Here is a 21,367-nt window from a genome sequence, read left to right on the forward strand (position 1 = left end):
CAGTATGCCTGAATGGAAATTTTCTGTCCAGCGGTGAAAATAAGAATATAAAAAAATCTCCGCTGCTAAAACGGAGATTTTACGTTATTGAAAACACCAGCAAATTCCCAGCGCGCCCTCACCCAAATGAGTGCCGATTACCGCGCCAAAATAACTGTTATAAAATTCAACATGAGGGTATTTCGCAGAAAGCTCTTCAATGATTTTCGCTGCTTCTTCTTCTCGATTAGCGTGGATAACCGCAGCACGCATAGGCAATCTTTTACTCGCATCTTCGTCTAAAAGCTCATAAATTCGTGAAATTGCTTTTTTACGTGTGCGAATCTTCTCAAAAGGCACAATTACCTCATTGTCAAAGTGAAGAATAGGCTTTACCTTTAGAAGACTCCCAATAAAGGCTTGGGCGCTGCTTAATCGTCCGCCCCGCTGAAGATGCGCTAAATCATCTACCATAAAATACGCCCGAACTGTCTTTTTCATTTCTTCCAGTTCTTTTATGATATCTTCCGGTGATGAGGCTCCATTTTTGATTAATTCAGCAGCTTTAAGAGCATAAAAGCCTTGAGCCAAACAGCTGATCTCTGAATCAAATGGATACACTTCAACATTGTCAACCATTGCGTCAGCCGCTGCCGCACTGCTGAATGTTCCGCTGATCCCACTGGAAAGATGGATACTGATAACCGCATCATAAGACTTGCCAAGCTCTTCATACAAAGCAGCCAGCTCGCCGATTGGCGGCTGAGAAGTCGTCGGAAGCTCAGTATGTTTCTTTACTTCCTCGTAAAAGCTTTTCCAGTCCAATTCGATTTCTTCACGATAAGTTTCCTCCCCAAACACAACCTGGAGTGGGATCATATGTATTTGATGTTGTTCACGTATTTCTTTCGGGATATATGCTGTACTGTCTGTTACGACTGCAATATTCATAGCTTCGATACCTGCCTTATTGCTTTATAACTCTATTGTAAGCGAAACGGCAGCCTAAAAAAAGACCTGCCTAATAAAAGGCAAGTCTCGTATTATACTATCTCATTTCTACCCAGCCATTTTTAATGGCGACCACAACGGCTTGCGTCCGGTCGTTTACATTCATTTTTTGCAAAATATTGCTCACATGGTTTTTGACGGTTTTCTCACTGATAAACAATGATTCACCGATACCGCGGTTGCTTTTTCCGTCTGCAAGCATCTGCAGCACTTCACATTCCCGTCTAGTTAAGATATGTAATGGTCTGCGGATTTCAGGGTAGACCTCATGCTGAGGGTGTGCAGAAACTCCGCTTGTTGCAAGACGACGGAATTCGTTAACGAGATTGTGAGTAACCTTCGGATGAAGGTAAGAACCTCCCTCGGCAACTACTTTAACCGCTTCAATTAATGTATCAGCATCCATCTCTTTCAGCAGATAACCTCTCGCGCCGGTTTTCAGGGCATGTGTTACATAATTTTCATCATCGTGAATTGATAGAATAATTACTTTAGATTCAGGATACAGCTCTACAAGCTGTTTTGTAGCTTCCACGCCATTTACGTTTGGCATATTGATATCCATGATCACAACATCAGGATGATAGTGCTCGACAATACGAGCCGCTTCATCTCCGTCGTCCCCTTCGGCTACCACTTCAAAGGTAGGTTCAAAATCCAATATTCGTTTAACACCTTCACGAAATAACTGATGGTCGTCGATAATAACAATGTTTACTTTAGTCACAAGCCACGCCTCCTTGTATTATTGTTCTATATACTCTAGCTTTCGGTCAATATGCCTTTTGGCTCTATTTTACAAATCATAGTCAAAGAGATAACGGAACCTTGATCATAATAAATGTCCCAAGACCTATTTTCGAATCTATTGTTATGGTTCCTTCCAATAAATCTACTCTTTCTTTCATGCCCAGCAAGCCGAATGATTTATTTTTCTTCTCTTTCGCTTCCTTCAGGTCAAACCCTTTGCCGTTATCTTTTATCATTAAAATCACAAAATCCTTTGTGATCTCAACTTTGACAGTAATTTCTTCAGATTCGGAATGCTTTAGCGCATTAGACACAGCTTCCTGTGCGAGCCTGAAGAGCGCCACTTCAAACTGGGGCGCAAGCCGCCTATCCTCTGTGTCACCGATACACTGAAAATGTATTTTGACATTACCGTTATATTCCTCTGTTGTATATAGATATTTTCTCAAAGTTGGAATCAGGCCTAGGTCATCAAGGGCCATCGGTCTTAAATCATATATAATCCTTCTCACTTCGTAAAGGGCATTCCGCACATTTTGACGGAGATTTTTAATTTCTTGGAAACCGTCCTCAGTGCCGCGGTCACGGAAAATCCGCTCGATTAATTCCGATCTCATCATCACATTTGCCAGCATTTGAGCAGGTCCGTCATGAATTTCTCTGGAGACCCTTTTTCTTTCTTCTTCCTGCGCCTCAATAATTCTTAAGCCAAAATCCTGTTTTGCCTGAGCATCAGCAAGAAGCATTCCGACTTCGCGCAAATCTTGATTCAAGTAGTTGAGCACAACTGTAATTTGGCTTACTAATGATTCAGACCGTTCAATGATTTCCTGAAGGCCTAACAATCTGCGCTCTAAATCATCCCGGCGTTCGCGCAGCTGCTTCTCACGCTGCTGGATCATCGTCAATTCTACCTGCAGCTTATGGGCTTTTTCGTAAGCATTGCGAATTTCTTCTTCACTGAATCTATGAAAATTGCGGCTGACCTCGGATAAACGGTTTCTCGCATGACGGGTTTGCACTTCAAGTTTATCGCCAAGCTCGATGACTTCATAAACCTGCTGTTTAATTTGTTTCAGTTCTTCAACCAGCTGTTCATACTGCTGGCGTGACTGCTCCCCGATTTGAAAAACCTCATCCTTGCTCCCGTCAACGGTTTTCAGCATCTTCATCAAAATAGAATCCAGAACTTTGGAATCCATCTTTGTTTTATTCATAATTTCCCTCCGTCACGGCGTTGTTATATATTTTTATTATAAATGTAATTGATCTGCAATTTATGTCGAATTATAATGAAAGAATGCGTATATTCTAGAAAAAAACAATTTTATATACCTTCTATTCTTTATGATACCAAAATACGCACAAAAATTCTAAAGACTGTACGAATTTGTATAGGCAGTCTTTTATGCTTAGCAGGAGGGTCAGCAAGCATGCTGCACAGCTATTTTACTGTGAAAGAAACAGGAGAACACGAGATTGTTATAGAAAAATCGCGTTTTATCTGTCATTTAAGCCGTGTTTCTACCGAACAAGAGGCACAGGAATTTATACAGAAAATAAAGAAACAGCACTGGAATGCGACTCATAATTGCTCGGCTTACGTCATTGGCGAGAACGATCATATCCAAAAAGCCAATGATGATGGAGAACCAAGCGGTACAGCGGGAGTGCCGATGCTTGAGGTATTAAAAAAACGCGGCCTTAAGGATACTTGCGCCGTCGTTACACGATATTTCGGAGGCATTAAACTTGGGGCCGGCGGATTAATTCGCGCTTATGGAAAATCAGTGTCTGAAGGATTAAATCATATAGGTGTTGTAGAACGAAAGCTTATGCGCGTCATGCACACTTCCGCGGATTACACGTGGCTTGGCAAGATTGAAAATGAACTAAGAGAATCACAATTTCTGTTAAAGGAAATCCATTATGCCGAAAATGTTGTATTCGAAACATACGTCGAAGAAAAAGAAACAAACGCATTTTCTGAGTGGATGACAGAACTGACAAATGGAAAGAGTGATATTAAAGAGGGAGAGTTGACGTATCTTGAAAAAGCCGTCAATCACATAAAGGAGACTTAATAATGGCTGAACGCGTTAGAGTGCGTGTGCGAAAAAAGAAAAAGAGCAAACGCAGGAAAATTTTAAAAAGAATGATGTTATTGTTCGCCCTTGCATTATTGGTGGTCGTAGGGCTTGGAGGATATAAACTTTATAAAACCATTAGCGCTGCGGATGATTCATATGATGCTCTTTCCCGCGGAAATAAATCAAATCTTCGCAGCGAAGTTGTAGATATGAAGAAAAAACCGTTTTCTATTTTATTTATGGGAATAGAGGATTACGCGACCAAAGGACAAAAAGGGAGATCAGACTCTCTTATTGTCGTTACCCTTGATCCCAAAAATAAAACCATGAAAATGCTGAGCATTCCGCGTGATACACGAGTGCAGTTAGCCAGTGACACAACCGGAAGCAAAACAAAGATTAATGCTGCTTACAGCAAAGGCGGAAAAGATGAGACAGTTGAAACTGTTGAAAACTTCTTGCAAATCCCGATCGATAAATATGTCACAGTTGATTTTGACGGTTTTAAAGATGTCATTAATGAAGTCGGCGGCATTGATGTAGATGTGCCTTTCGATTTTGATGAAAAAAGTGATGTAAACGAAAGCAAACGGATTTACTTCAAAAAAGGCGAGATGCATTTAAACGGCGAAGAAGCCTTGGCGTATGCCCGTATGAGAAAACAAGATAAACGCGGAGACTTTGGCCGTAATGACAGACAGAAACAAATCTTAAATGCACTGATTGACCAAATGTCAAGCGCAAGCAACATTGCTAAGATTGATAAAATCGCAGAAAAAGCAAGCGAAAACGTTGAAACCAATATTCGCATTACTGAAGGTTTAGCGCTGCAGCAGATTTACAGCGGCTTTACCAGCAAGAAAATCGACACGTTGAGCATTACAGGATCCGATTTATATTTAGGGGCGAACAACACGTATTATTTTGAACCAGACGCCACAAATCTGGAGACTGTCCGAAAAACGCTCCAAGAGCATTTAGATTATTCTTCAGATACAAGCAGCACCGGCACAGATGAAAGCACAACAACTGACGGTACAACGTATTCGAATGACAGCAGCACAAGCTCAAACAGTACAACGAATTCAACAACTGATTCATCCTATTAAAAAATGCCCGGTCCTATAAAGATCGGGCATTTTTGCGCAGAAAAAAACTCCGGCGTCTTCAGCCGGAGTTTTTAATTTCTCTTCACCAGCCGTTTATAAAATTTCGTAAACGGCTTAAATTTTTCATTCACGAGTCCTGTCACTTCTGCTATGATTTGCATAAAAATAATTAAAACGAAGATAATAAACAAAGAGAGCCAAATTGTGGCACTTTTAAGCACGATTGCACTGATGCTGAAAATGAATCCAATGAGATAAATCACAATGACCGACATCCGGTGTGATAGGCCAAAGGCCATCAGTCTGTGGTGGATATGGGACTTATCGGGTGCCGAAATCGGCTGTTTGTTTAAAATTCTTCTGACGATAGCAAATGTTGTGTCAAAAATCGGCACACCTAATATAATAACCGGGATAACGATACTGAACAATGTTACGCTTTTATACAGGCCTAATAATGAAAGAATCGAAATACAATACCCTAAAAAAAGTGATCCTGTATCACCCATAAAGATTTTGGCCGGATGAAAGTTATGGAACAAAAATCCAAGCGTGCTGGCGATAACCACCAGTGAGAGTGACAGAATGAGTACTTTTCCGCCGGATAGCGCCATAACGGCGATCGTTGACAGGCCGATAACAGAGAGACCGGCAGCAAGGCCATCCAATCCGTCAATCAGGTTAATCGCGTTTGTGATGCCGACAATCCATAATACTGTCAGCGGATAAGCCAGCCAGCCTAACTCAAATCGTTCTGCTAAAAAAGGCACTGAGAAAAAGTCCATTTTTAAGCCGGTGCTTACAATCATAATGGCTACACCTAATTGAATCAAAAACTTAACTTTTGCACTTAATTGATATTTATCATCAAGAATACCTAACACAATAATGATGAATGCTCCGACTGTAATAGCCGTCATTTTTGTTTCTGTGTAAATACCGGATGCAAGCACGCCTGCAACCACTCCGATAAATATGGCCAGCCCGCCCATCCGGGGCATGATTTTGTCATGTACTTTTCGATTGCTGGGCTGGTCAACTGCACCTATTTTAATCGCAATCCTTTTTACGATTGGGGTTATGATTAAAACTGTCAGCAGCGAGACAATAAACGCAACAACAATGCGAATCATGCGTTCGTCAAGCATAAAGAAGTCTCCTTTGGGATTAAATAAAGTCTTTATTTATATAGAGAACCGTTCCTTCCATTATACCTTCTCCCTAGTTATTATAACAAGCTTCATCAAAAAGAAACACGTATAATCAAAAAACGCGCATCCCAATTTATAGGACTACGCATGTTTTTGAATCCCTGTATATTTCATGATTTGTTTAAATAAACAATTCCAATCTTTTGCGCGGGCGATGTTTCGGCGCATTTCTTTATACGTTTCATCCCCGTGTTGGCCAAACACTTTTTCGCACGCGGCGATAAAATCAAGCGGATGATCGCCTTCTACATATTCGTATACATAAGGCTTCTGCATTTTTGAAGTCGATGGAAGATTAGAGCCGACGACAGGCTTTCCAGCCGCTAAAAATTCAAATAGTTTTAACGGAAAAACGGCTTGATTATACGATGAGTTTTTATATGGCATAATGCCGATGTCGATAAGCTCCATATAATGCGGAACTTCTTTTGGCTCCGCCGGACCGGTCCATATCACATTGGGAAGCCTCAGCAGCTCTTGAAACGAGACATCGCCATTAGTGGCATCAGGACCAACCCATAAAAATGTCCAATCAGGCTTTTGGAGCGCTGCTTCTTCAATCATTTTAAAATCCAGTTTAGGCTTAATTCCCCCGATAAAACCTAATACGATTCCTTCTCTTCCCTGCAATATGCTCCGATCGGGAGCCGCTTTATTTGCAGAAAACAGCTCATATTCCACACCGTTTTCGACAGTATGCACCTTTTCTCGTCCCGCAGTCAGTTTTTTGTCTACTTCTTGGTGGAGATAATCCGATGAACAGGTTATGGAATCTGCACGATGTATAATTCTCAGCTCTGCCGATTTAATGACTTTTCGCCGGAGTTCAGACAGCAGATTTGAACGTCCGCTGATCGGCGCCGCCCATAAGTCACTGCAATCATAAATCACTTGATCCCAAGAATACAGCGAAGACAGCAGCGGGAATCCGGGAAACGTGTACCATAAACAGCAGCGTTCACCGTTTGCAGAAGCAGAAGTCAGCTTATCAAGTAATGGTGATAGCTTATGTCTGTAAAAAACATCTGTATATCGTCCGAAACGAAACATTTTTTTCTGGAGCAAGTCTTTAACAGCGAATTGCCTGATGCCTGAATGAACTTGCTGAAATTCATTCCCTTGGGTTCGCGGAGCCGGACAAACCCAAATGACTTCCTTCGTTTCCTCCTGAGCAGCTAAAAATTCCGCCAGCCGGTGCCGCCTGTATCTCAATTGGTCTTTTCCCCATTCAGCAGTGGCAACGATGACATGAATGATTGCTTCTTTTGTTTCCACCTTCATCACCTTTTCTCTCTGTTTGCGGCTATAATCTTTTTTTCACCGCGTTTTTTGCATATTGAACAAAACACCATGTTGCTTTGATGAGATGAAGCCGTTCGATCTCTCTATAGACAAACCACGTTTTTTTCGCAGCCTTCCATTTGTTGCTGGATATCGAGTTATTTACAAGCCGATATTCAGCCAGGCATTCATTCATCCCATAAGCGGTAAACCCTTTTTTTAAAAGAGACAGCCATGTGGCCAAGTCCTGCCGCGTTCTGATATTCGGCATTTGGATTTGTCCCGTTTGTTCCCTGTCAATCATGACCGTCAAGCAGCCGATAATCGTATTTTTCAAGGCGTCATCGTACGTCAGCCTTTCCGGGGCATCAATATATTTATCGAGCGGGGTTCCGTCCTGCGCCATTAAGCTGTAGCCTGTGAAAGAAAACGCACAGGAGCGCTCCATCATAAAATCAAGCTGCTTTTCGAGTTTGTCTTTTTTCCATGTGTCATCACTGTCCAAAAATGCTACAAATCGTCCTTGAGCACGCTCCAATGCTTTGTTGCGGGCAACCGCAGCTCCGCTGTTCTCTTCCAGATACACCACATGAATTCTTTCATCTCTTTCTTCATACTGCTTCAAAATGCCGCGTGTCCCATCCGTTGAGCAATCATCCACGATAATCATTTCCCAATGGGAGTGGCTCTGATCTAACACTGAATGAATCGCGTCTTCAATATAGTCACGCGCATTATAAGAAGGTGTAATGACAGATACAAGAGGTTTCCAATAAGTCATGATCACATCTCCATCGGTATGATTTTAAAAGGACTCTCTAAAAAATTCAGGAATGACAACGAACATAAAGGCAATTGTGAGACCGATCATAACGCCAAGAACCGCTTTCTTTTTCGGGGACATTCCGCCGCCAGCCGCCTCACTTACGGTTTCAGAATCAGTGACACTGGCCGCTTTCAGATTAAGCTGCGTATTTTGCAGCTCATACAAAAATCTCTCTTTATCCACTTTGGAATCCTCACTCACCGTCTCGCCTTCGAGCGCGTCTATACTGCGGCGGATGACGGCTTCTCTTTCTGCGTACAGTTTTTGATCGTTTTTGAGAAAGGTGGAGGAAATGGCGTTTAAGACGGATTCCGTTTTACCCTTATCCTCGTCGCTATAGCCCAAGGTCAGTAAAGATTTGGATTCGGCTTTGATGGTAAGCTTCTCCTTAATCTCAGCCAAATCTTCAGCCTTTTCATCAGGAAGGGCCTCCTTCAAAAAAGAGTCGCTCTTGAGCAAAAGGGGAATCTCCTCTATGTTGTTATAAACCGGATGATCATAACTCCCCACAGCTAAAGTGTCTTCAGCTGTATAGCGCTTTTGGTCAGCGATCTGGGACGGCAGGATATACCCCGCCGCACCTAATATAATTGGCACCGCTATGATCCAAATGATATTTTTTTTCATCCGACGGGCTATTTTTATCAATATATCGTTCATATAAGTCTCCCTGCTTTTTGTAGTCTGTTTATCTGTACACCGGTTCAGGCATCTGTCTGGATCGTCTTAACACATTCACAGCGGCGATGACGAGGGCCAGAAACACCCAATGGAAAAATAAATTTGAAACAGAGCTTGGGCTGATACTTGATGCCAAGAAACTGACCAGAGCAGTAATAAGCCCTTCTATGATCAGTTTTGACTGCTTTTCTAATTTTCTTTCATAAAATTTATAAAGCACCCATATAAGGTAGGCATAAACGGCGAGATATCCCAGCATAATGAACAAGCCAAAGTTAGCAAGGATTTCAACGAGCCAGTTGTGCACCTCTGTCACATCGTCAGTATCATATAAAGCATAGTGCTCAAGATAATAGGATACATTCCCTGCTCCGACTCCGAATCCGTATGAATCAAGGAAAAAATGCCACGCGTTTTTCAGCAGATTGGCCCGGCCCACATTGGATGGAAGCCTGTCATGAAATGAATGCAGCGTCTGCGGAGCCATAAACAGCTCCCAAAACTTTGAATAAATCCGGCTGGCGAATAGAACTGCAAAAATGGCAGCCCCTGCCGCTGACACCCATATGGCCATTTTCTTGAGAACAGGCGGCAAAACAATGAAAATGTAGACAGCAATGCCTGCAAAAATGCCGAGAAGGCTTGCCCTTGAACCGGTAGCAAAAATTAAATACAGCGCACAGAGCGAGAGCACAAGGCCAATCGCCTTGAGGTATCCATTCTTTATGTTTTTCATCATCGTGATGTAAAAAAAGAAACTGATCGATAAAAAGGTCGCAAAGTCATTTTGATTAAAAAAGACAGATGTCGGATAATGCTGCTTATATTCCGGTCCGCTGTACAGTGTTGAACTCGGGAGATGGTGATGGGTCATGTGATTGTAAAAACCGATGATCATCAGAAACACTGTCATGACAAGCCATATCCAATAAACCATCATCAGCTGCTCCATTTTTTGCACGTACATGACAATGAGGTAAATGAAGAAGATACCCATAGCCAATAAAGCCAAATATTTGATGCCGGCTGTCACCGACTTGGCCCACAGCAGGGAAACAAGGCCGTATATAAACCAAAAGGCGAAAAAGAGCAAGATCCCTTTCACTTGCAGTCCGTTCCATTTTTCAATATGTGTCCGGTTCCGAATCATACCGATCACATGGAGGCATCCCGCTGCAAGGAGCAGAAGCCTGTAAAGGAACAAACTGAAAAAACCAAGATGAATCGCGAAAAATGCATTATTTAAAAAAGTGCAGGCGATCAAAATATAGATGACAGCCATAAAGAGCCGTTCTTTTGTTGTAAATGCGGTTGCAAGCGCTAGCGCAAACAGCCCGATCACCAGTACCGCGAGCACGGCAGCCATCTGCATGAAACCTGTATGTGTGCGATTGGCTCCCAGCAATAGGATGATCCCAAATATAGCAGCGGCCAATAATGTAAGCGTATGGTCCGCTGAACGTTTGATACTCACATGTTTAACCCCTTTCCTGATGTTTCAGGAGCCGGCGGCCGAGCCTAAGCAGCCGACAGTTTCAACCCAAGTAACACTTTTTCTTTTTATAAATTGACACTCCCAAAGTCTTTAGCCAATTCCTCGAGCGACAAGCCCGGAAAATACCTGTCAGAAGGTTCCGTTCCCCGAACAGCGGGACGGCCGATGGAGTGGTAAATGTATCCGGCTGCCTGCATCTCCTCAAGTGAGAATAAATTTCTCCCATCGATGATGATTGGCTGTTTTAAGATAGTTTTCACTTTTACGAGCTCCATTTCTTTTACTTCCGGCCAATCCGTTAAAACCAGGCATGCATCTGTGTCCTCAATCGCATCATACACATCTGTGTAATACTCGACCTGTTCGCCAAGGATTGCTGAAGCTTCAGGAATCGCAATCGGGTCGTATGCTTTTACATGTGCGCCCAGCTGCTGCAGCATCGGGATAATATCTAGAGCAGGAGCAGATCTCACATCATTTGTATTCGGCTTGAAGGCCAATCCGAGGACGGAAATGGTTCTTCCTTTGATGCTTCCCATAACAGTTAAGAGTTTATCTACAATATGAACGCGCTGCTTTTCGTTCGTTTCAATGACAGCTTCAATGAGCTTGAATGGATAGCCAGCTGATTTTGCGATTTGAAGCAGTGCGGTTGTATCCTTTGGAAAACACGAGCCGCCAAATCCAATACCTGCTTTTAGGAACTTCTTGCCGATACGGCTGTCAAGCCCTACGCCATCAGCAACTTTCGAAACATCTGCGCCGACTCGCTCACAAATGTTTGCGATATCGTTGATAAAGGAAATCTTTGTCGCCAGAAACGCATTTGCGGCGTATTTAATCATTTCTGCACTTTCTAAGTTTGTTTTAATGACAGGAGTGTGGAAAGGCTTGTGCAGATCCTCAATAATGGCAGAGGCTTTATGGCTTGTTGAGCCAATCACGGCACGCTCCATATTCATCGTGTCATGAATCGCTGAGCCCTCCCGAAGGAATTCAGGGTTAGATACAACATCAAAGGAGTATCTTCCTTTTGAAGCTTTTTGAACGATAGATTGAACCAGTTTTCCTGTGCCAACCGGGACTGTGCTTTTATTTACGATAACTTTATAGCCGTTCAGGTGCTCACCGATCGTTTTCGCCGCCGCTTTGACGTATGTTAGATCAGCTTCACCTGTTTTGGACATTGGGGTTCCGACTGCAATATAAATAATGTCAGATGCCCGAATGGCGGACGGGATATCGTTAGTAAAGGACAGACGCTGATCCAGCACATTTTTTTCAACTAAGTCCGCAAGCCCTGGCTCATAGATCGGGATTACCCCATTTTTCAGACTTCTGATTTTTGATTCATCTATATCACAGCAAGCAACTTTATTGCCGATCTCCGCAAAGCAAGTGCCTGATACGAGTCCTACATAACCTGTTCCAATGACAGCTATTCTTTTCACAGCGATCATCCCTCTCCTGTAAAATGATTGTCCTCTTTATATTGGTCGCAGTTTCTTACGATTAAACGGACGTTTTCGCGACCGTCTGATACTGATGATGCAAGGCCTTGGCATTTTTTCCGGCGTCAAATTGTGCCTGCACGATTTCATACAAATCATCTGCTATTTCCGGTTTCCACATTTGCTCATGTTCATACAGAGCGATCGCTTCCGCCAAGGCTTGAGCAGACCTCGGTTTAATCAGCAAATGCCGATGCTTACCGAATAACGATGCAACTCCGCCAACATCCGTACAGATGACAGGAACCCTTAGCGCGAGCGCCTCAATCACGACAGTCGGCATCCCTTCACTGTAAGAAGGAAGCACGAACATGTCTGCGGCAAGCAAATAGTCTCTCACCTTATGATTCGGCACTTGGCCTGTGACGATATGGCCCTTTTGCATCAACATGGACTTTGCAGGACCGTCCCCGACAAAGACTGCCTTAGGAGGTTGCTTCAATGACTCGATGGCGTCAGACAGTTCAAAAATGCCTTTCTCCCTGACGAGCCGGCCCACATAGATGGCCAGACGCTGATCGAGCGGGAGCCCGAGTTTTTTTCTGGTTTCTTCTTTTGTCTGCTCATTCTCCTGAAAGCGGCTGAGCTGTATGCCGATCGGCAGAACCGAGCTGTCAAAGCCGGAAAGCTTTTTGGTTTCTTCCTGAAGCTTGTGGCTGACTGCTAAAACAGCTGACGCGGAACCTACCGCATGATTGAAGGCTTTAAACGCCCCTTTGCTGTAATGCGGATAGACATTCACATCACTGCCGTGCAAGGTCAGGACATAAGGAATTCGCTCTGACTCCGACACGACTGCCGCAGCCCCGCCCGATGGCATGGCAAAGTGCGCATGAATCAGATCCGGATGTAAGTCGCGCTGTTTCATCATTTTTAAAACGGCTGTTGCGATTCTCCGATGAGGCTGCGCCCACTTCAGCTGGCCGGGAACCGCTCGATAGAAAGGCCGATAAACCGGTATCCCCTTCCTAATCTCATACTCCGGTCTGGCATCCTTTTTTCGATATGTCTTTTTCAACATGCGGACAGGCGCGGAATGAAAAGGCCGCGGGCATATCACGGTGATATCAAGCCCAAGTTTTTGCAGCTCTTGGACCTGTGTCTCATGAAACACACCCTCACCGGGTTTCAGACTGCTCGGATATACGCTTGTGATCCACAAAATCTTCATGACAAACGTCCTTTTCTTAGTAGTTTACTTTTCATTTGAGGGTACGCTTTTACCAAAAGAAAAAGATAGCACAGCGCCCCGGCCGCCACTGAAATGGCCAGCCGCATTTCTGCCTGCAGACTGAAGTGTTCCGTACCTAGGCTTACACCAAACGCGATGATAGCCATCACGACTGTGATCAGAAACGGCTTTATAATCGACTGGAAGTAGGCCGAAAGATTAAGCTTGATGACATATGCCAGCAGCCAGCGGCCGATCAGGAAATTGAAAACACTGATGATGGCATATACCCATGCGACAGTCAGCAGACTTCCCGTCTGAACGGCTGCAAACAGTGACAATCCGTACAGCAGCAGCACACCGGAATCCCAATAAAATGCTAAGTCCGCTCTTCCTTTAGCAAGCAGCACAGATCCATTTGGATTCATGAGCACTCTTAGTATCCCGACAATGGCCAGAACATTGAGAACCGGTACAGCAGCGAGCCATTTTTCTCCGAAAACCGCTGCGATAAAGGCGTCTGACACAGACACGAGCCCGATTAACAGCGGAAACGAAACAATCGCCAGCATCTTTGTCATATTCAGAAAGCCTTCTCTGATCACGCTGTTTTCATATTTGTTTTTTGCGAAAACAGGGAATGCCACCCGTGTCACAATCGGATTGATTTTCAATACCGGAATGGTGACAATCTGGTAAGCAAGGTTATAAATCCCCAACGCTTCAGCACCGATAAACCGTCCGATCAAAATCATATCGATATTCGCTCCCAGCCTGTTCACAAGACGGGATGAAAGCTGAAAAGCTCCAAAGGAAAAGAAGGCCTTCATTCCCCTTAAGTCAAAAACAAAAGCGGGGTGCCATTTTTTTCGGTATACGGCCCAATACAAAATCCCTTTACTGGACTGCAGCAGCACTTGAGAAATGACGTACGCTAAAATCGCGTCCATCATAAAAACCGCAATCGCTAAATATCCGAAGGACAATGTGTTTGAAAAAATCTCAATTTTGCTTAACGTATTAAAATGCAGCTGCTTTTGCAGCATATACTGGTACTGCTGTCCGATTGGCGCAATCAAAAACATAATCGCTAAAATCCGAATCAGAAACACCAGCTCTTCTCTTTGATAAAATCCCGCAATGGCGGGACTGCTCACATATAAAAGAACAAACAGCAAAACGCCGGTCATAATGTTAAGCCAATACAAGGTTGACAGCTGGCGCTCTGTTGCGTCATCCCTTTGAATTAACGCCGCGCCAAATCCCATATCAAGCACAATCTGGGCGAACACTGTAACCGTTGTGATCATGCCTACGAGTCCAAATTCCGTTAAGGTCATCATATTTCCTAGCAGGGCAAACTGAACAATTTGTATGACTGTAATGCACATCGTCGAAATACTTGTCCACTTTGCGCCGCTTATGATCTGTTTTGTAATACTTGGCATCATATTCCCTACTTCGTTTTAAGCTCAGGTTGATGGTAAATGCAGGTGTTCAGTTTTATCTTGCACCATCACCTGTCCACACTACTTTACAAGTTTTTAACATAATTTTTAATTCTAAAGTGAAAGTCAGGTTGCGAATGTAATATAAATCAAATATCAGTTTTTCCTTCGGCGTCATATCATAACCGCCGTTCACCTGAGCCCAGCCGCTCAATCCCGGTTTAACAGCCAAACGCTGTGTAAAGTCTGGAATCTCATTCTGAAACTTTTCTGTAAACACTGGACGTTCCGGACGAGGGCCTATCATACTCATATCGCCTTTCAGCACATTAAATAGCTGAGGCAGCTCGTCAATTCTCGTTCTTCTGATAAAAGCTCCGATCCTTGTCACCCGCGGATCTTGCTTCTGCGCCCAAACAGCCCCAGACTTCTCGGCATCTATTTTCATGGAACGAAGCTTATAAAGCTTAAATCGTTTCCCGCCTTTCCCTACGCGTTCCTGCGTATAAATGGCAGGCCCCGGCGTCTCCAAACAAATCAGTATTGAAAATACCGCAATCATTGGCAGCGCAATCGCCAATCCAATGAGCGCAAACCAAATATCCATTACGCGCTTTACTGCTAAATAACGAGCCGTCTTTTCAGATAATGTAAAAGAATGTATTTGCTGAACTGAGAATTCACGACTCACATTCATGCTTTTCTCTGCACTCACTGACACACACCTCACGATTTGTTTGGGATGTTATGATGACCTATGCCAGTCAGTTTAGCAGACGGATGTTAATTGGATGTAAATGGTATGTTAAGAAGTGTGAATTTGTTATTTTTTCTGACATTTAACTGTAAACTTTTTATTGTTTTAGACACTTTTTTTAAAAATTAAGCATATTGTATAAAAAAAGAGACAAACCATTTTTCAGATTTGTCTCTTTTCTCTGCGAAGCATTTAATATTGAAAATAAAATTTTGATTTAGAGGTTAACAGCTTATATTGAACCTCAACTGTTTTACGAAAGACTAACATGGATTTTCGTTCCACGTTCTTTGAGTCGAGGATAATTTCTTGGTTATCCACTTTTGCACTGATTTTATTTTGAGAAGTGTTTATCGCAAAATCAATTAATCGATGTTCTTTCTGGACATGAGCTAGCTGCTCAAGCAAACTCTGCACGTTAACCGTCAATTTCGTACAATTAGGCTCTAAATCAATACGTTTTACCGGCAATGAAATTTCAGCCTGACCGGTATTGACAATGATTTTTGAATGATTTGGCAACCAGATTTGCTTATCTTTAAAAAGAAATGATAAATCTTTTGATCCTGTATCATAGGAAAGTTCAGCTTCTGTATATGCATGTTTCTTGATATCAATCGAAAGATTATCATAGTTCATTGTGAAGTATGGTCTGGCGCTGTAGACAAACAAAGCGTTATGACCTAAATACATCGTTTTCGTAGAATACTTGTACGCTGCACGCTTGTTTCCTATTCTTGCCCTTAATTTGTAGCCATCTATTGACGATTCAATAAAGAAATCCCAAACGCCTAAATCTTCTTCAGCAGATGCCAGTTCATCAAACTTACACTCAAATGTAAACGCGGAATTTTCATTTAAAGCCGGCGAAATGTATTTTTCCGCCTTTGTATCACGATGAACAAACACTCCTGTCAGGGATTGATTATTATTCGTTTCATCATCCAACAATTTGTGTTTCATGGTTCCTTGAATGCTGAGGCTGCGATCATTAAATTCAATATTCTGCAGATAATGTTCAAGTTTATTTTTATAATTTACTTTTAGTAGTTCTTCAGAAACGGGATACCGCTCTAAGCTCGGATAACGCGCAATTAACTCCCCGTTATGTACAGTACAGAACTTTTTAATGTCTTGTTCTTCCCGCTCATACTGGGTTAATCCTTTCAAATCATTATTGCGAATAAACAGCAGCCGCAATTTGATATGCGGAAGCAAAAATTGATCCGCCTCTTCAGGCACTGCATGAATAAACGATGACAAATATTTAAACCATTCAGCTCTTTCTTCATCGGTTTTCATTTTTATTGTGACATTTTTTGTCCGTGAAAAATCAAAATGCCTGTTTAAAAATACTGCCATCAACTTAATTTTTCTGGCTTCTTCCAGGTCACTTGCCTTAATGGCGGAGACAATATCTTCCATCGCTCCATAAAAGTTCTCTGGGGGAACATAAGCAACACTCATATGTTCGCCGTCTCTTTTGACCAAATAGTAATAATCATAGTCAGCTGAAACAGAAATCTTCTTTGCTTTCAAATAAGCATTCATTGTAAAGACTTGATCTTCCGCTGCTTTGATGTGAGTAGGGAAGGTTATTTGATTTTCTTTTAAAAGTGAGGCTTTAAACAGTTTTTGAGGTCCCAATGTAAAAACAATTTTGGAATCAACTAAATCAACATCCAGGTTCGTTTCTTTAAACATCGATTTGGGAACGCCTCTGCCGTTTACCCCTTTTAATTTCCCTAAAGTAATATCTGATTGATTCTCTTTTGAAAAATTATACCATCTCAACAATGCTTCATTTCCTAGATAATCATCGGAATCAACAAACAGGATATATTCACCTTTGGAAATTTTTATTGCATCATTGCGCGGAGCACCTGGACCGCCTGAATTTTCCGTTCTTTCACTAACAACAATATTTTCATACTTCTTTTTATATTGCTTCAAAATGTCTAAAGATGAATCCGTAGATTTATCATCGACACATATAATCTCATAATCCTCTGTTGGCATTGTTTGATTAACTAAGCTGTCAAGACATTCGGAAATAAGATCTTCTGAATTATATACAGGGATAACAATGCTTATCTTCATCGATTACCTCACTACCCTAATGGATCGGTTATATTTTTGCCTGATCATTATATCAAAAACATCTGTCAATAAGAATAGGCCTAATCTTAATTTTTGCTAAACTTTTACATAGCATGTATACTTTTTAAATTTTACTCATTTTATCGTATAAAAAACTTGCCGGCAATTCCTGATAGGTTTTGCCGGCAAGCTGCTTTCAATATATACAAATCCTAATAATAGCCTATGATTCCTTCATATATTGATTGAGCTGCTTTTTCTTGGTACAAAGCACTCTTTAACTTACTTGCATCGTTCGCATTTGAAATAAATGCCAGTTCCACTAAACTGCTCGGCATCGTTGATTCTCTGATCACATGGAAATTACCGATTTTCACGCCGCGGTTTTGAGTATTGAGCGCTTTGTAGAGCCTGTTTTGGATTTCTGTCGCGAGACGTTTGCTGTTTGCTGACTCATACTTTGTATAATAGTATGTTTCGGTACCGGTTGCAGAAGAGGTTGCTGAGTTGGCATGAATACTTACAAACAGATTTGCACGATTGCTTTTGGCTTTTGCAACCCGCTCAGAAAGCTCTAAGAAGAAATCTGTAGATCTAGCCATAACCGGAACAGCCCCGCCCTTAGACAGTTTGCTGTTTACAAGCTTTGCTACGGCAAGGTTCACGTCTTTCTCCTTTAAACCATTACCGACCGCTCCGCTGTCGTATCCCCCGTGTCCGGCGTCCACAAAAATCTTTTTGCCTACAATGACATTTTTCAGCTGGTTCGTGACATTGCCTGTAACTGAAATGGTTCCTCCAAGTACAGTGAATGTGTTCTTGCTATTTGATCCGATGACTGTTCTTGTGGCAGTTGGCAGTGAACGGGCATCCGTAAACAGCATTGGACGATTTTGCTTCGCAGCCAGCACAGAGCCCGATAAGGCATCGGCATATTTATAGCCATTGCTGACAAATGCAGCCTTTGATGAAGAATAGTACTTCTTCGCTATGTTCGCAGCCACTTCAAAACGGCTGTTTCCGCCGATTCTTGTTGGTGAAGGAAGCTGGCTGTAAACACTTTTAGAAACACTGATTTCTCCTCCGACCACGATCGTCGATGTTGTTCTTTTTCCGCTCATCGCATTTTTTGTCGGTGTGGGAACTGAGCTTGCCGTTGTTAACAGAATCGGAATACCGTTGCGAGCGGCATAAGAACCGATCGCCAGACTGTCAGCATATGCCGTTCCATTTGCGATGACCGCTCTTGAATTCGAAGACAATTTTTTTGAAATATTTTGGGCAACTTCGTAGCGGCTTCTTCCGCCGATCCGTTCCACAGTGGAAACACCCAATTTTTTAATGTCACTTACAACGTTGCTGGAAACACTGATTGTTCCGCCAATGACGATGACCTTGCTCGGTTTGAGCTGGCTGATTCTGTCTTTGGTCGGTGTTGTCAGCTTAGATGATTCCGTCAATAGAATTGGAGCATTGTATTTATAAGCCAGAGGAGCAGCTGTTAATACATCGGCATATGCTGTTCCATTCGCCACAATAACTGTGCTCGCACTGCTCCAGCCTTGTTTTGAAACATTCACAGCAACCTCATATCTGCTTGCTCCATCCAGCCTTGTGACAGAGTTGGCTGCAAAAGCATTTGGTACAAACAACACGACTCCCAATATCAGAATTGGTAAGCTTTTAAGAAAGATCCGCAAAGATAGTCCCTCCAAAGATTGATAATGATTCATAAATCAAATAACGAACGAAGGAGGCAGAACTGCGCCTCCCTGAACTTCTACCAATCTTTTAATAGCTTGATAGAGTCGTTCCCGGATAATAAAAACTTAATATTGTTGTATATGACTGCCCGGCAGCCGCTCTGGCATTCGCTCCATATTGGCTCATGCCTATGCCGTGCCCATATCCCTTACCGCTTATGATAAAGGCGTTTGTATTGCTGGAGACAGAAGCGTATGCACTCTTCATATTTGAAGCGCCAAGCATCGTTCTCAGCTGTGTCGCAGGTACAGAAATTGTTGCTGTTTTTTCACTCAGGCTGCCATTTGAAAGAATGTAGCCATTTGATTTTTCCTTCACGAAATAAGAGAATGTCACACTTGCTGTTTCCGGCCGCTGACCGGCAGTTTTTGCCGTGCTGAATTTCACACTGGATATTTTCGTGATTTTGATAGACTCGGCAGTGCTGTATTTATTTTTGATAAACCAGCTTTTCAAACCGTTCAAATATACGGAGTTGATTTCATTTTTAGTGCTCCACCAAGATCCCGGACTTTTGAGATTCAAGCTGCTTTTATCGAGCTGGGTTTTATTTAATGACAGAGACCAGCTTCTCTGCGGGTCATAGGAGTCTTTTTTTGCGATTAAATAAGGAAGCTGGCTGCTCCATACCTCACCGCTCGCTTCCGTGTAGCCGCCGTTACTTGAGGAATATGTAGCTGAAATCAAATTGCCATTGTATTTTAAAACTTTTCCTTTTGTGGCTTCTACAACCTCTGAAGTTCTCGAATTCCAGTCATATCCGCCATATACCTGAAAAGCGGTGGTGTCTTGTACTTCTTTTCCGGCCGATCTGATGGAATAAGTTCTGGCAGCGACAGCTTGAGCTTTAAGCGCTTCTTTTTGCCAGCTAGCCGGCATCTCATGGGGTACAACACCCTTCAAATAATCTTCAAAAGGGATATCCACATTAATCGGACGAACATATTTGCCTGACTCAATCGTGAATTTCATATTTCCAAGATACGGCGTTCCATTGAGACTGATAGAATTTGTCGTTGCATATTTTTTAGGATTTGCTGTGAAAGAAGTTCCAAGCGTCTTGATAGCAGTGCTGTTTTTATAAAGCACCAGGTTTCCGCCGGATAACTTAACTGAATAGCCAGATCCTGAAAAAGTATCTGCCAGTTTGTTCTTTAGCGTATCACTCACGGAGATGCTTCCTCCAAGCAGTGCAAATGACTGAGTTCCTTTTGATGTCACCACATCAGCGACTGGTGACGGGAGGCTGTCGGATTCAACCAACAGTAAAGGACTTCCCTGCTTCGCTGCAAGAACAGATCCTGTCAAAGCATCCGCAAAGGTTTTGCCATTTGACATGAAGACCTTTGTCGCTTTCATATTTAATTGTTTGACGATGTTGGCAGATACCTCATACCGGGAAACCCCGCCAATCCGTTTTACAACTGCCTGCTTTTTTAAAGTGGCTTCTACACCAGTGCTGACACTCAACGGACCTCCGACAATTGTAACGTTGCTCGGAATTCTGTAATCGCTGCGGATGTTATTGTCTCCCGCAAGTAAAATCGGATAACCGTTCATTGCAGCATATGGCGCGATTGACAGGGCATCTGTAAAGACCATGCCTGTAGCCACTACTGCCTGGCTGTAATTCCCCATTCGGTCGGCTATGTTTTTGGAAACCTCGTAACGGGTTGCACCGCCAATCCGATCGATAGAACCATATTTTTTCAATGTATTTTCTACATTTTTAGAAACACTGATCGTTCCGCCAATAATGAGAATATTGTCAGGATTTAGTTTTGCTATTTCACTTTCTGTTTTTGGTGTTAGCGAACCTGCGTCTGTTAATAAAATCGGTGCGTCGTATTTTTTGGCAAGCGGTGTTGCTGAGAGCGCATCTGCAAAAGCGTCTCGATTCACAATGACCACAGTCGTTGGATTTGTCCAGCCGGCTGAAGCTACATTATTGGCAACATCAAAACGGGTTGCCCCTCCGTATCGCTCTGTATCCGCAATTCTTGAACCCGGAATTTCATAGCCGCCTGTAATATCGACATTCAAGCTTGATTTGTTGCCTACATAATTGCTCAGCTTCACCGAAATGGTTTTATCAGCGGCTTTCGCAGACTGCATAAACGCCGGGCATGCAAGAGCCGCCGCAGTGACTGACGTAAGAAGCAAGAGCTTCATTTTTTTCAAAA

The 21,367-nt window shown here is 42.7% G+C and carries 17 protein-coding genes; 2 read left to right on the top strand and 15 right to left on the bottom strand.

What is annotated here, in order from left to right:
- Positions 1–84 precede the first annotated feature (84 nt).
- The 3 genes from ABZM97_RS18395 to degS form a co-directional block, all read right to left on the bottom strand.
- Positions 85–930, bottom strand: coding sequence for a DegV family protein (locus ABZM97_RS18395; RefSeq protein ID WP_087991560.1), 846 nt, complete (start codon positions 928–930; stop codon positions 85–87).
- 97 nt (positions 931–1,027) lie between these two features.
- Positions 1,028–1,717, bottom strand: coding sequence for a two-component system response regulator DegU (gene degU, locus ABZM97_RS18400; protein ID WP_003219701.1), 690 nt, complete (start codon positions 1,715–1,717; stop codon positions 1,028–1,030).
- 82 nt (positions 1,718–1,799) lie between these two features.
- Positions 1,800–2,957 carry a two-component sensor histidine kinase DegS gene (degS, locus tag ABZM97_RS18405; protein WP_087991561.1) on the bottom strand — a complete coding sequence of 386 codons (1,158 nt, stop codon included), beginning with the start codon at positions 2,955–2,957 and terminating at the stop codon, positions 1,800–1,802.
- 216 nt (positions 2,958–3,173) lie between these two features.
- Between degS and ABZM97_RS18410 the strand changes: the two genes are divergently transcribed.
- Positions 3,174–3,824 (top strand): YigZ family protein, encoded by a 651-nt coding sequence (locus ABZM97_RS18410; protein WP_087991562.1) that lies wholly within the window; start codon positions 3,174–3,176, stop codon positions 3,822–3,824.
- Positions 3,825–3,826: 2 nt separating this feature from the next.
- Positions 3,827–4,939, top strand: coding sequence for an LCP family protein (locus ABZM97_RS18415; RefSeq protein WP_087991563.1), 1,113 nt, complete (start codon positions 3,827–3,829; stop codon positions 4,937–4,939).
- 71 nt (positions 4,940–5,010) lie between these two features.
- Here ABZM97_RS18415 and ABZM97_RS18420 read toward each other — a convergent pair whose 3' ends face one another.
- The 12 genes from ABZM97_RS18420 to ABZM97_RS18475 form a co-directional block, all read right to left on the bottom strand.
- Entirely contained in the window at positions 5,011–6,087 is a 1,077-nt protein-coding gene (locus ABZM97_RS18420) for an MraY family glycosyltransferase (protein WP_087991564.1), read from the bottom strand.
- Positions 6,088–6,231: 144 nt separating this feature from the next.
- Positions 6,232–7,425 (bottom strand): glycosyltransferase family 1 protein, encoded by a 1,194-nt coding sequence (locus tag ABZM97_RS18425; RefSeq protein WP_367387506.1) that lies wholly within the window; start codon positions 7,423–7,425, stop codon positions 6,232–6,234.
- 28 nt (positions 7,426–7,453) lie between these two features.
- The gene (locus ABZM97_RS18430; protein ID WP_202327954.1) at positions 7,454–8,212 is read right to left on the bottom strand and encodes a glycosyltransferase family 2 protein; all 759 of its coding nucleotides are present in this window, start codon (positions 8,210–8,212) and stop codon (positions 7,454–7,456) included.
- A 24-nt stretch (positions 8,213–8,236) separates the two neighbouring features.
- A complete protein-coding gene (locus tag ABZM97_RS18435; protein WP_087991566.1) occupies positions 8,237–8,917 on the bottom strand; it encodes a Wzz/FepE/Etk N-terminal domain-containing protein in 681 nt (226 codons plus the stop codon).
- Between the two features lie 28 nt (positions 8,918–8,945).
- Positions 8,946–10,412 (bottom strand): O-antigen ligase family protein, encoded by a 1,467-nt coding sequence (locus ABZM97_RS18440; protein ID WP_367387054.1) that lies wholly within the window; start codon positions 10,410–10,412, stop codon positions 8,946–8,948.
- A gap of 86 nt (positions 10,413–10,498) precedes the next feature.
- Positions 10,499–11,884: a UDP-glucose 6-dehydrogenase TuaD gene (gene tuaD, locus ABZM97_RS18445; RefSeq protein ID WP_087991583.1), complete on the bottom strand. Its 1,386-nt coding sequence runs from the start codon at positions 11,882–11,884 to the stop codon at positions 10,499–10,501.
- A gap of 61 nt (positions 11,885–11,945) precedes the next feature.
- On the bottom strand, positions 11,946–13,115 hold the full coding sequence (locus tag ABZM97_RS18450; protein ID WP_202327952.1) for a glycosyltransferase family 4 protein: 1,170 nt from the start codon (positions 13,113–13,115) through the stop codon (positions 11,946–11,948).
- Entirely contained in the window at positions 13,112–14,563 is a 1,452-nt protein-coding gene (locus ABZM97_RS18455; protein WP_087991568.1) for an MOP flippase family protein, read from the bottom strand. Before ABZM97_RS18455 ends, ABZM97_RS18450 begins: the two co-directional genes overlap by 4 nt.
- A 55-nt stretch (positions 14,564–14,618) precedes the next feature.
- Entirely contained in the window at positions 14,619–15,278 is a 660-nt protein-coding gene (locus tag ABZM97_RS18460) for an exopolysaccharide biosynthesis polyprenyl glycosylphosphotransferase (protein ID WP_148962615.1), read from the bottom strand.
- A 234-nt stretch (positions 15,279–15,512) separates the two neighbouring features.
- A complete protein-coding gene (locus tag ABZM97_RS18465) occupies positions 15,513–17,420 on the bottom strand; it encodes a glycosyltransferase (RefSeq protein WP_333516400.1) in 1,908 nt (635 codons plus the stop codon).
- A 212-nt stretch (positions 17,421–17,632) separates the two neighbouring features.
- Positions 17,633–19,120, bottom strand: a complete 1,488-nt coding sequence (locus ABZM97_RS18470; protein ID WP_202327950.1) for an N-acetylmuramoyl-L-alanine amidase — start codon at positions 19,118–19,120, stop codon at positions 17,633–17,635.
- Between the two features lie 91 nt (positions 19,121–19,211).
- Entirely contained in the window at positions 19,212–21,365 is a 2,154-nt protein-coding gene (locus tag ABZM97_RS18475; RefSeq protein WP_087991572.1) for a SpoIID/LytB domain-containing protein, read from the bottom strand.
- Positions 21,366–21,367: the final 2 nt, after the last annotated feature.

Origin of the sequence: Bacillus vallismortis, assembly GCF_040784915.1 — a bacterium.
Classification (GTDB): Bacteria; Bacillota; Bacilli; order Bacillales; family Bacillaceae; genus Bacillus; species Bacillus subtilis_G.